Raw genomic sequence first — 12,535 nt, forward strand, 5'->3', positions numbered from 1 at the left:
GTCATTGCACGCCGCGGGCCCCGGCGGATGGCAAGTGGTTGCCAGATGTTGCGCGGGCGGTGGACCGGCGGGGGACGAGGCGGACCGGGAGGACCAGGGGGGCGCCGCTGGTGTGGGCACCCTGGGCGATCGCGATGCAGTTCTGCACGCCGGTGAAGCCCATCCGGTAGAGCGGGGAGGCGATCGTGGTCAGCGCCGGTTCGACGAGTTCGTCGAACATGATGTTGTCGAAGCCGACGACGCTGATCTGGGCGGGGACGCTCAGGCCCAGTTTGCCGAGGCCTTTCATGACACCGATGGCCAGGGGATCGTTGTACGCGAGCAGCGCCGTCGCCCCGGTGCGGGTGACCCGGCGGGCCGCGCTGAGACCGGCGAGGACCGTCGGCTCGTACGGGCCGATGCGCCGGACGTCCAGCTCGAGGCCGGCTGTGGTCTCCTGTAACGCTCGCCAGCGCATGCCGTCGGACCAGCTGGTCTCGGGGCCTGCCACGTAGAGGATGCGGCGGTGGCCCAGGGCGGCGAGGTGTTCCGTGGCGAGGCGTACGCCGCGGTGGATGTCGGTCACGACGCAGCTGGCCTCGGGGATGATCCGGTTGAGCAGGACGACCGGCTTCTGTTTCGCCACCATGCGCAGCGCGGAGTCCGTCATCCGGGAGCTGGCGATGACGAGCCCGTCCACATGGCCCAGCTCGCGTTCGATCGAGGAGCGTTCGACCTCGGGCGACTCGTTGGTGTGGGTGAGGATCAGGTGGTAATCGGCTTCGCGGGCGGCCTGGTAAGCGCCCTTGATGATGTCGCCGTAGAACGGGTTGGTGACGTCCGCGATCACCAGGCCGACGGCCCTGTGGGCGATGCGGCCCGCGGGCTGGGTGTCGCCGGCGCGGCTCGGGCGGTAACCGATCAGCTCCGCGGCCCGGAAGATGCGCTGGGCGGTCTCGGCGTTGACCCGGCCGGGGCGCGCGTAGGCCCGCGAGACGGTGGACGCGGCGACGCTCGCCTCCCGCGCGACGTCGTAGATGGTGGGCCGCGGGGGAGTCGTCATGGCGGATCTCCGATCGGGCCCGCCGGGCCTGTCCGCGGTGGGGGCGGGAAGGTCCGGCGGGCCACAGCGTCAGCAGGCGTCGTACACGTACGTGCTGCTGCCGGGGGCGGTGACCGCCACGTCCCGGCGTACGACCGAGATTGTCGCCCCGACCGCACTGCAGGCCTTGGTGAAGGCCGACTTGGTGTATTCGATGTCGATGACGTGGGTGCCGTACACGTCGGTGTAGCCGTCACATTCGGTGTAGCGGCCGCACTCCTCGGCGATGGCGAAGTCGAGCCCGGCGGACTTGCCCGCCGTACCCAGATCGGTGGTGTTCTTCTGCCCGATCGCCAGGCTCTTGGCGTGCGCCCGGGTCGCGAGCAGCTGCAGGTAGGAGACGGCGCCGGCCTTGGTCAGCAGGCCCTCGGAGCGGTCGTACGAGTCGATGTTGTCGGGCTCGATCGCCTTGAACCCGGCGGTCGCGCAGCCGTCGATCCAGCCGCCGACGACCCCGGTCAGCGCGGTCCGCTTGGCGGCGGTGGACGTGTCGAGCAGGATCTCGTTCCAGTCGCCGTCCACGACGTACTCACCGCTGGAATCCTTGAGCAGCAGGTCGTCGTGGTTCTGCTGCCACCAGGTGACCTCGTCGGGCTGCACCTGGAACGCGTTGACGTAACAGATGTTGTAGATCCCGGCTGCCGGCGTGGCCTTGCGGTCCCGGCTGACCACCGTCACCCCCGAGGGCGGGGTGTACGCCGCGCCGATCTGGTAGTCGAACTTGGCGTTGACCGGAGGCAGCGTGACCGCCGCCGCGGTGACCGCCGCGTCCGATGAGGAGGCGAGTGCCACGCCTCCGGCCAGGGCGGCGGATACCGCTACGGCGCTGATGACGAACTTTCTCGTGCGGAATGCCATGTTGGTTCTCCATGGTCTCAACGGTCTGCCCCGCCTCGGAGAAAGGCCGCGGCCGTTCTCCTGGCGATCCGATGCCGGGCTGGTGATACCGGCTGGGTTCGACCGCATTCATCGACAAACTAACATATATTAGGCGCCGGTAATGAGGCGCTGCGCGAGGTTCGGGTCGAAGGTGCCCGCCGGGGTGCTCGGTGCGATGCCGCAGGTGCCGTCGGAGTTGCCGGGGTTCTTGATCCAGAGTTCGAGCGCGGCGGGGTCGGCCGTCGACCGCCTGCCGATGCGGGGGCCGGCGGGGTTGCACCACTCGCCGTTGTAGCCGTCGCCGTTGCGGCTGGTGTCGACGAGATACCCGGCGGAGGTGCCCAGCGCTGCCTTGATCTTGGCGGCGTAGTCCTTGGAGCGGGTGGTGTTCACGAAGTTGGAGACGTTGACGGAGAAGCCGCGTACCCGGGTCACGCCGGAGGCCTTGAGCCGCGCGGCCATCGTCGCGGGCACACCCCAGTTCGCGTTGCCCGCGTCGAGGTAGGCCCACGTGTTCGGGGCCTTCTCGGCGAACATCCGCGTGGCGAAGTTCAGCAGGGTTGTACGGGTGGCTATCTGTGCTGCGGTCATGCACTCGAAGTCGCCGAGCGAGTCCGGCTCGAGGACGACGATCGCCGGGCTGCTGCCGATCGCCGCCGCGAAGGTCGAGATCCACGTCTGGTACGCCGCCACCGTGGCCGCACCGCCCGCGGACTCGGCACCGCACGCGTCACGGCCGGGCAGGTTGTAGGCCACGAGCACGGGCAGCTTGTTGCCCGCCGACCTCGCGGTGCCGGTGTACTTCGCGACGGCCGCGCCGATGTCGGGGTCGCTGGTGCCGGTGAACCAGTGGGCCATCGGCTGGGTCGCGATGTTCGCCCTGATCGTGGCCGCGCGGCCGTCCGTGGGATGTGCTGTCACCCACTTCATGGCGGGGAGCTTCGGATCAGCGAAGCCGCCGGTGGTCTGCGCGAGCGGGGATGCCGTTGCCGCGTCCGCCGACAGCAGCGGTACGGCAGCGACGCAAGCGGCCGCCACGGCGGCTACCAGCGACACGGTGATCGATTTACGCATCGGGGGAATCTTTCAGGTAGGCGGAGACCCAGGACAGAGCCGAGTTCCAGTTGATGGTCAGTTCGTTGGTGGCGTACGAGTTGATGTCGTCGAGGTAGCAGAACTGGGGAAGGCATCCGGCGAGCCGGCGCGCGGAGAGGGGATCCTGCAGCCCGGAATTCGGGCCGCCGGCGAGGGTTCCGGCGGGCGGGTTCGGCAGGCGGGGGTCGAGCTGGTGGGCGTACATGCGGCTCTGCTGGTTCTTGGCGTAGACCGTGCCGTAACCGGTGACGTAGGAGATGTTCAGGGCGTTGCGGCCGAAGAGGAAGTCCACGCCGGTGAGCGCGGCGTCGTGGTAGCGGCGGGCGCCGGTGAGCTCCGCGGCGGTGGCCAGCACGACGATGTTGTTGAGGATGTTGCCGTTCGAGCCCCACGCCCATTTGCCGCTCGCGGGTGCGTAGGGCTGGCCGTAGGGCTGCTTGCGCTGCAGGGCGATGAGGCGTTCGGCGGCGGCGATCACGGAGAGCGTCGCGAGGGGGTCGTGGGCCTCGGTCGCCAGGTCGAGTCTGCCGAGCGCTGCCACCGAGCCCCAGTAGAAGCCGTCGGGGTCAAAAGTGCCGGGGCGCGGGGGCGGGGGTGGTCGCCGGGTGGTGATCGAGAGTTCGGCGGCGGCCCAGTAGAACTCGTCGGTGACGTCGGTGTCCGCGTACGCGCCGCCGCCTGAGGTGTCCGCGGCCGGTGCGTAGAGGGCGGGGTTGGCTTTTGCCGCTGTGTAGGCGATCTCGGCGGCGTTGAGGAGGCGGGCGGCGTACGCGGGATCGCTCTTTCGGAAGACCCGGGCCCCCTGCGCGGCGGCAGCGGCCAGGTTGAGGGTCGCCGCCGTGGACGGACGGTGCAGGGCCCGGGGTTTCGCGTCGGCCGCCGGGTCCAGGGGGAGTCCGGTCCAGCTCGTGTCGGTGATTTTGTGGTACGCCATCCCTGCCAGGGGTTGCCCGTCCGGCACCTGCATCGTGAGCAGGAAGTCGAGCTCCCAGCGGATCTCGTCGCGCAGCGCCGGGGCGTTGTTGCCGTGCTCCACCTCGGACAGCAGCTGGGCGACGGCGATCCCGCCGTTCACGACGTACTTGCCGTGGTCAGCGGCGTCGTACCAGCCGCCTGTCACGTCCCGGGTGTAGCCCGCCGGGCAGGTCCAGTTGTCCGCGAACGCCGCCGGTGGCAGGCAGGGCACCGCCGTGTCGCCCTGGTTGGGGGCGATGCCGATGTGGCCCGCGGCCCGGCCGTATCCGGGGGCGACCGAGTCGAGGATCGGCGTCCCGCTGCGCTGCGTGTAGAACAGCGTCTTGCTGTCGCGGGCCAGCTCGTCGTAGATGCCGGCGCGGATCGGGAACGGATAGCTGGTGGCGCCGTCGGCGCTGATCCGATAGTCGTCGCTTTCTCCATGAAAGCTGGTGAAATCGAGGGTCTGCACGTTCTGCCCGGAGGTCGGGTCGACACCGCGTGGTGTGGTGCGGCCGGTTCGGACGACGCGGCCGGCGGCGTCGGTGAGCTGCCAGGGCAGGGGGCCGGTCGCGTCGGTGACGAGGGTCGCGCCCTTCGGGCCGCCCGGCAGATAGCCGACCTGGTTGACGCGCATCCGGGGGCCGGTGTCCGGAACGTACGGCGGGAGCGGCTCGCCACCCGTGAGGCTGACGTCGTCGATGCAGAACGTCGTCTGCGCCTGCCCGCCGAACTGGAACCCCAGCTGCCCGTCGAGGAACTCACCCTTCCCGGTCCCGGTCAGCGTGTACGTCGTCAGCGTGCCCGGCACGGTGATGCTCGACGCCAGCACGGTCGAGTACGCGGGCGAGTTCTGCTGGAAAACCACGGTCACCGGGATCGGTACGGTCGTCCGCGCCGAGAACGTGAGCGTGTAGCCGACGCCGTTCTGGATGCGCAGGAACGGCAGCGCGAGCATGGAGTCCCACGGATTTATCGTGCCGGTCCCGGTGTCCACGCACGCCTGCCCGTCGACGGCGCGCAGCTTCCCGGAGGCGCCACCGTACGCGACCCACGGCGTGGTCGCCGTATCGAACGTGCCGTTGGTGACCTGGTCGTACGGTGCGGCGGCGTCGTGCGGTGCGGCGGCTTCGTACGGTGCGGCGGCCAGGGTCAGGCTCAGCAGGACGACTCGAAGCATGCCCTTTTAGTAAAGGAACCTTGCCACTGAGCGCTACGACCTGATCGCCCCCGATCCGAAACGATCAGAAGTGATCAGTGGTACCTGATGGACGACTTGCGCACGATCAGATCGGGCACGAGCAGCAGCCGGTTCGCCGGTCGCCGATCACCCTCACCCAGCCGCGACACGATCATCTCCACCGCCATCCGCCCGATCTGCCCCTTCGCCGGCCGCACCGCGGTCAGCGGCGGTTCCCCCAGATGCGCCGTCTCGTCGTCATAGGAGATCAGAGCCAGATCATCCGGAATATGTACGCCGTGAGCGGCCGCCGCCCGGCTCAGCGCGATGGCATCGGGGTCGCTGTGCACGATCAGGGCCGTGGTCTCCGTCAACCGGCACAGCCGTAGAACCTCGATCGCGAGCGCGGTGTCCGTACGCAGCGAATCCCGGATCTTGATCTCGGCACTGAGCCCCGCGACCGGGCACCCGAGCTCGAAGGCGTGCTCGATCAGGTCGGCGTTCGGACTCAGCGGCGTGGCGATCAGCCCGACCCGGCGATGCCCCTGCGCGGCGAGGTGCCGCAGCGCGACCTCCACCCCGGCATCGTGATCGTTGCGCACCGACTCCAGCGGCCGCGGGTTCGGCCCCCAGGCCGGCGCCGCCCGCTCCACCAGGACACACGGCACGGGCAGCGCGCCGATCCCGCTCAGGTCGTCGCGCATGTCCGGGGCGACGAGCAGACCGTCGAGGCGCTCCGCATCCATCAGCTGGGCGATCTGCCGCCGGTCCTCGGCCGGGTCGTAGCTCGATCCCCGCAACCGCAGGTCGACACCGAGCATCGCGGCGGCGGTCCGGGCGCCCGTGATGACCTGCGGCCAGAAGAAGTCCAGACTGGGCACGATCATCCCCAGCGTCAGCCGCTGGACGGGCTGGGGGCTGCGCGCCGCGTCCGGTGGCAGCATGGCGCCCCCGTGCACCCGGGTCAGCCGCTTCTCCCGGGCCAGCGTGGCGATGTCCCGCCGGATCGTGATCGGGCTGACCCGCAGCAGCACGGCCAGCTCCGTCACGCGTACGGCGCCATGCTTGTGCAGCTCCGCCAGGAGCCGCTCGCGCCGCTGCACGTTGAGGAAGTTCGCCGTGTTCACGTTTGATCCGATCTGATCGAGATTGACCACTTCATTGGCCACCCCACGCATTCCTGTTCATCGTTGTCATCCCTGCTTAACACGGGAGACGCCATGATGAAACGTGCCCTCACCCTCGCTCTCGCCGCTCTCCTCACCGTGACTGCCGCTCCTGCCCCCGCTTCCGCAGCCGCGGACCCGCTCGGCTCCACCAACGGCTTTCTCGTCGACCCGGACTCCGTCCCCAACACCTGGGTGAAGGCGAACCCGTCAGACTCGCGAGCCGCGACCATCAAGGCCCAGATCGGGAACTATCCCATCGCGAAATGGTTCACCAACTCCTCCGGCAGCATCGGCACAACGGTCGGCGCCTACGTCGGCCGCGGCGCCAACGCGGCCAAACTCCCCATCCTGGTCGCCTACAACCTCCCCGGCCGCGACGCCTGCGGCGGCCAGTCCAGCGGCGGCGCGGGCTCGGACGCGGCCTACCGCACCTGGATCGCCGCCTTCGCCGACTCCATCGGCACCCGCCCGGCGATCGTCATCATCGAACCCGACGCCTTCGGCGACTACTCCTGCATGACCGCCGCCCAGATCACCGCCCGCAACGCCCTGCTGAACTTCGCCGCGAACCAGTTCGCCACCCGCTCAACGAACACCTGGGCGTACCTGGACGCCGGCAACGCAGGCTGGGTCGCCCCGGCAACCATGGCGACCTACCTCCGCAACGCCGGCGTGGCCACCCTCCGAGGCTTCGCGGTCAACGTCTCCAACTACTACACAACGACGTCTTCCATCACCTACGCCAACAACGTCAACGCCGCCCTCGGCACAGCAAAGCCCTTCGTGATCGACACCAGCCGCAACGGCAACGGCAGCAACGGCGTCTGGTGCAACCCCGCCGGCCGCAAACTAGGCACCCACCCCCAGCTGGGCGGCGGCGCCGAAATGCTCCTCTGGATCAAAACAGTCGGCACCTCCGACGGCCTCTGCGGCACCGCCCCCACCACCCCCGCCGGCACCTTCACCCCCGACCTCGCCATGCACCTGATCTCCGGCACGTAGCAACCATCCACCTGCGCCGGGTGCGCCGTCGATCCCGTCAACACCGAGGAACGGGGCGGTGCGGGTGCCCAGCAGCGCCCCGCGCCGTCGTGGAACTGACGACGTGACACACGCTGACCCGTACCTCGTGGTGACAGAGTCGTAACTCGGTCAGATCTACAGTCGTGCCATAAGGAAGTATCCCGGGGCGCTTTCTACGTCGTACACCGACCCTTCAACAGTATTCGAGTCGAGGACCTTTCCACGCCAGGTATCGAGGTTCCAGTAACTTCGCGAAGGTCCTCTGAAAATGCGCGCTTCATAAGCCTTCAGCAGTACTACGCCATCCGAGTCGATGCTGCCGTGAACAAGCTGCTGAACATCTATTTCAGATCCGTTGTCCACATGACTTGAGTGTACGACTCCCATTACCGAGTTGCCGCGCTGAGAAAACTGCGCCGATGAGCGTGACCAGTCACCTTCCGGGTAGTCGGCAGAGACTGCCCAGTCGCCGGTGAGGAATCCGTCGTCGTCTCCAAAAACATTCGCCAATGACCGGACGTCGTCCCCGAAGCGGTTTGCGTCAAGGATGACCATCTGGATTCCAAGAGGCCCGGCTCCGTCGACCTCAATAGGCGCATCGAGGACCAGGCTGTTAAGTGCAGAATCGCTTAACTCATACTGGTTATCCCAAAGCGGAAGGCTACCATTGAAAGGGAGCCCGAGGCCGTACAGCGGGGCCTCGAGGGCATCACCATATCTGCGATCCGCCATGATCATATAGAACGAATATATTCCTGGCTCGACGTTGACCCAAAATGACTCACCTGTGGACGGGAAGATCGAGGCGCCGCCGTTGATCTCGTCGACGATGATCACCAGGTATGCCGCGACAGGGTCGAACCCATTCAATGACTCTTCGCTGAATACTTCTACGTAGACGCTCGCCTGGCGCCGTGGTGCCGCATATCTGACGGCCCGGTCAGGGCCTGTTCCTCGTGCGGCGGAGAAGGATGGCTCGACCGCATTTCTCTGATTCGTCCCTTTGGCTGAGGCTGCAGGGTCTTTCCGTGCCGAGGAGAAAGCGCTGGCGACCGTCTGCTTTCCGACCTCGCCCAGCACGGCTCCAAGAAGGGTGATCAAAACTTCAATCATGACAGCTCGGCCCCTGATCGGTGGAGAGCGCAAGGTGCGTGTGCGAAGCTTATGGAAAGAAATTCCCTCTGCAGGGTATGCCACGACTCGGCTCACATCACCTGATGCCGGCGCTGATCATGGAACAGTCGTGCATCTGACCGGACTCGCCGTCCGAACTCTCGTTGGCAGATCCGCATGCAACCGAGGTTTCAAGCTTCAGTGCAACATCCCGGCCCTCTCACTCGTAGCCTCGGGTCGTGAGGTCCGTCCCCGCCTAGAGCGCTCACTCAGAGCGACCGGTAAAAGATCGTTGCCGATCGGCGCACGGTGGCCACGGCTGGTGTGCGAGGAGTGGATCAAAAGAGTGGGGTTGGACATTGCGTTGAAATGGGGAATGGCGCAACTTTCAGTGGTGCTGGTCGTCAAACATGCGGCAAATATTCTTCAGCGCATGACATATACATTCTGGCTGGGGTGACGGATCGTGGTGGTCGCGGTGTCAGATGGCCCGCCGTCGCAACTGGCTGGGGCCCAGAACGACGAGGGCGTCGCCCGGGGCGACTTGAGCACCGGGAGACGCGGGCAGCGCGGTGACCACTCCGGCAGTCGGGGCGACCAGGTTGGTCTCCATTTTCATGGCCTCCAGGGCTACGAGCGGCTGACCGGCCGCGACCACGTCGCCGACGGCAACCGAGACCTTCCAGACGCTGGCCACGAATGGGGCGTCGATGCGGACGCCGCCCGGGGGGACAATGACCTCGGGGGCGTCGGTGACCACTGTTGCCGCGGCGGCTTCGGCGCGGTCGAATTCGCCGGCGGCTTCCCAGGCGGTGCGTTCGGCTTGGAAGGCTGTGGCCTGGGTGCGGCGGAACGCTGAGATCGAGTCGGCGTTGTCAGCCAGGAATGTCTCGTGGTCGGCGAGGGAGAACGTGCCCTCGGTGATGTCCAGCTTGCCCCGGCCGGCGGCCATGTCGGCGCGGAGGTCGAGGAGTTCCTCGGGGGAGACGGGGTACCAGCTTATGCGGTCGAAGAAGTCCAGCAGCCAGGGGTTCTGGCCGGGGGCCGGGTAGGGGCGCCAGACCTGGGTCGTACGGCCGACGAACTGGTAGCCGCCCGGGCCTTCCATGCCGTAGATGCACAGGTAGGCGCCGCCGATGCCGACCGAGTTCTCGGCGGTCCACGTGCGGGCGGGGTTGTACTTCGTGGTCACGAGGCGGTGCCGCGGATCGAGCGGGGTTGCCACCGGGGCGCCCAGGTAGACGTCGCCGAGGCCGAGAACCAGGTATTCCGCGTCGAAGACCGTGCGGAAGACGTCGTCGACGCCTTCGAGGCCGTTGATGCGGCGGATGAATTCGATGTTCCAGGGGCACCAGGGGGCGTCGTCGCGGACGCCGGCCATGTAGCGGGCGATCGCCTCGCGGGTGGCGGGGTCGTCCCAGCTCAGCGGGAGGCGAACCCGGCGGCTCGGCACGACCAGGTCGGAGACCGCGGGCAGTTCGTCCTCGATCTCGGCGAGCAGGCCGAGCAGCCGGGGGATCGGGAGCGTGCGCGGGTCGACGTGCACCTGCAGGCTGCGGATGCCCGGGGTGAGGTCGATGACGCCGGGGGTGGCCCGCGCGGTGAGGGCCTGGTGCAGGGCGTGGACGCGGGCGCGCAGGCCGAGGTCGAGCACGATGTCGCCGTACTCGATGAGCACGTTGTCGTCGCCGCTGCGCCGGTAGGTCACCGATGGCCTGCCGTCGCCGGGATCGCGGCGCAGCAGCACGCCGTCCTCGTCGGGCATGGACCAGCCACGCGGTTTTGAAATCACAGGCACAGCGACAGGTACGAACGACAGCGTGTCGCCCGGCCTTAGCTGTCCCAGTTTCCACCGGTCGGCGGTGACCACGGTGACCGGGCAGACGAAGCCACCGAGCGAGGGGCCGTCCGGGCCGAGCAGGATGGGCGTGTCGCCGGTGAAGTCCAGGGCGCCGATCGAGTACGCGTTGTCGTGGATGTTCGACGGGTGCAGCCCGGCCTCGCCGCCGTCGCGCCGCGCCCAGACCGGTTTCGGCCCGATCAGGCGGACGCCGGTGCGCGCCGAGTTGAAGTGCACCTCGAAGCGGCTCGACAGGATCTCCTTCATGTCGGCGGGCGTGAAGAAGTCCGGCGCGCCGTGCGGCCCGATCGCGACCGTGAGCTCCCAGTGCGACCCGAACTCGAGCGGCTCCACAAAAGAAGCCGGCGCGCCCCCTGAACTGCCGGTCCGCAACACGTCACCCGGCCGCAGTGCCCGCCCGCCGTGCCCGCCGAACCCACCGAGCGTGAAAGTCGCCGCCGAGCCCAGATACAACGGCACATCCAGACCACCGGCAAAGGTGACATAGGTACGCAGCCCCGCGCTGGCCGCCCCGACATCAAGCGTGGATCCGCCCGGCACCGTGAGCATCGTCCACATCGGAACGTCAACGCCGTCGACGGTGAGAGGAGCGGGTGCGCCGGTCACGCAGACAACCGTGTCGTGGGTGAACGTCAGGGCCGGCCCGGTCGCCGTACATTCCAGGCCTGGTGCGTTGTCATTGTTGCCGAGCAGCCGGTTGCCGGCGCGCAGCGAGCGGTCGTCCATCGCCCCGCTCGGCGGCACCCCGACCTGCCACAGCCCGAGCCGCCCGTCCGCGTCCTGCACGGTCGTCATCAGTCCGGGCCGGGTGACGGTGATCCGCGGCGAGGGATCGCCGACACCGTCCAACGTGGTTGTGTGATGCGTGACGCCGGCAAAAGCGGGCAGCGCCGTGATAGCCCGCAGCAGCCCCAGATTGACCTCGATGCCGTCGATACGGGTGTCGTTCAGGGCGTCGCCGAGCTTGGAAATCGCGGCGGTCCGGTCAGCGGCATGCACGATCACCTTGGCCAGCAACGGGTCGTACGCCGTGGACACCGACGTGCCCGTCTCCACCCAGCCGTCGACGCGCACGTCCGGGCCGGACGGCAGCCGTACGCCGGTGAGCCGTCCTGCACTGGGCTGGAACCCGGCCGCGGGGTCTTCCGCGTACACCCGGGCCTCGATGGCGTGCCCCCGGACAGGAAGAGAGCCGGCGGTCACAAACCCGGTCTCGCCGCCGGCCAGGCGCAGCATCCAGGCCACCAGGTCGACGCCGGTGACCGCCTCGGTGACCGGGTGCTCGACCTGCAGCCGCGCGTTGACCTCCAGGAACGAGGCCTGCTCGCGGGCCGGGTCGTAGACGAACTCGACGGTGCCGGCCGACCGGTACGACACCGACGCCGCCAGGTCGCGGGCCGCGGCGTGCAGCCGTTCACGCAGCTCCGCAGGCAGACCAGGGGCCGGTGCCTCCTCGACGACCTTCTGGTGGCGGCGTTGCAGCGAGCAGTCCCGGTCACCCAGCGACACGACAGCGCCCGTACCGTCGCCGAAGACCTGGACCTCGATGTGGCGGGCGTGCTCGACATAGCGCTCGGCGAACACCCCGGACGAGCCGAAGCTCTGAGCTGCCAGCCGGGTGACGCGTTCGTACGCGGCGCGCAGCTCGGCCTCGTCGCGGCACACGGTCATGCCGATGCCGCCGCCCCCACCGGTGGCCTTGAGCATCACCGGATACCCGATCGCGGCGACCTGCTCCACGGCGTCGTCGGCCGAGGCGAGCAGCCCGGTGCCGGGGAAGACGGGTACGCCCGCCGCGAGCGCCGCCGCCCGCGCGGTGTGCTTCTGCCCGAACACGCGTAGCTGGTCCGGGGTGGGGCCGGCGAATGCGAGCCCGGCCGCCTCGACGGCCTCCGCGAACGCCGCGTCCTCGGACAGGAAGCCGTATCCCGGGTGCACGGCGTCGGCGCCGGTCCGGCGGGCGGCGTCCAGCACGGCGGGGATCGACAGATAGCTCGCGGACGGCGCGGCCGGGCCGATCAGGACCGCCTCGTCGGCCAGGCGGGTGTGCGCGGCGCCGCGGTCGGCCTCGGAGAACACCGCGACCGTACGCAGGCCGAGCTCGCGCGCCGATCGGATGATCCGGCAGGCGATCTCGCCACGGTTGGCGATGAGAAGAGTGCTCATGCGGCCCGACTTTC

Annotated in this window: 8 protein-coding genes; 1 reads left to right on the top strand and 7 read right to left on the bottom strand. The window is 68.6% G+C overall.

The window, feature by feature from the left end; all coding sequences use genetic code 11:
* Window position 1: 1 nt before the first annotated feature.
* The 5 genes from Ahu01nite_RS40440 to Ahu01nite_RS40460 all read right to left on the bottom strand — a co-directional run bounded on the left by Ahu01nite_RS40440 (window position 2) and on the right by Ahu01nite_RS40460 (window position 6,316).
* On the bottom strand, window positions 2-1,042 hold the full coding sequence (locus Ahu01nite_RS40440; RefSeq protein ID WP_203842051.1) for a LacI family DNA-binding transcriptional regulator: 1,041 nt from the start codon (window positions 1,040-1,042) through the stop codon (window positions 2-4).
* A 69-nt stretch (window positions 1,043-1,111) separates the two neighbouring features.
* Window positions 1,112-1,939: an endo alpha-1,4 polygalactosaminidase gene (locus tag Ahu01nite_RS40445; RefSeq protein ID WP_203842052.1), complete on the bottom strand. Its 828-nt coding sequence runs from the start codon at window positions 1,937-1,939 to the stop codon at window positions 1,112-1,114.
* 129 nt (window positions 1,940-2,068) lie between these two features.
* A complete protein-coding gene (locus Ahu01nite_RS40450) occupies window positions 2,069-3,034 on the bottom strand; it encodes a glycoside hydrolase family 6 protein (RefSeq protein ID WP_203842053.1) in 966 nt (321 codons plus the stop codon).
* On the bottom strand, window positions 3,027-5,189 hold the full coding sequence (locus tag Ahu01nite_RS40455; RefSeq protein ID WP_203842054.1) for a glycoside hydrolase family 9 protein: 2,163 nt from the start codon (window positions 5,187-5,189) through the stop codon (window positions 3,027-3,029). Before Ahu01nite_RS40455 ends, Ahu01nite_RS40450 begins: the two co-directional genes overlap by 8 nt.
* Window positions 5,190-5,263: 74 nt before the next feature.
* Complete coding sequence (locus tag Ahu01nite_RS40460) at window positions 5,264-6,316, bottom strand: substrate-binding domain-containing protein (protein WP_239159521.1); 1,053 nt, start codon at window positions 6,314-6,316, stop codon at window positions 5,264-5,266.
* 93 nt (window positions 6,317-6,409) lie between these two features.
* Between Ahu01nite_RS40460 and Ahu01nite_RS40465 the strand changes: the two genes are divergently transcribed.
* On the top strand, window positions 6,410-7,360 hold the full coding sequence (locus tag Ahu01nite_RS40465; RefSeq protein WP_203842056.1) for a glycoside hydrolase family 6 protein: 951 nt from the start codon (window positions 6,410-6,412) through the stop codon (window positions 7,358-7,360).
* A gap of 156 nt (window positions 7,361-7,516) precedes the next feature.
* Here the strand turns inward: Ahu01nite_RS40465 and Ahu01nite_RS40470 are convergent, their stop codons facing one another.
* Both Ahu01nite_RS40470 and uca read right to left on the bottom strand, forming a co-directional pair.
* Window positions 7,517-8,494 carry a hypothetical protein gene (locus tag Ahu01nite_RS40470; RefSeq protein WP_203842057.1) on the bottom strand — a complete coding sequence of 326 codons (978 nt, stop codon included), beginning with the start codon at window positions 8,492-8,494 and terminating at the stop codon, window positions 7,517-7,519.
* A 481-nt stretch (window positions 8,495-8,975) separates the two neighbouring features.
* A complete protein-coding gene (gene uca, locus Ahu01nite_RS40475; RefSeq protein ID WP_203842058.1) occupies window positions 8,976-12,521 on the bottom strand; it encodes an urea carboxylase in 3,546 nt (1,181 codons plus the stop codon).
* Between the last annotated feature and the right edge of the window lie 14 nt (window positions 12,522-12,535).

Origin of the sequence: Winogradskya humida, assembly GCF_016862215.1 — a bacterium.
Taxonomy (GTDB): domain Bacteria; phylum Actinomycetota; class Actinomycetes; order Mycobacteriales; family Micromonosporaceae; genus Actinoplanes; species Actinoplanes humidus.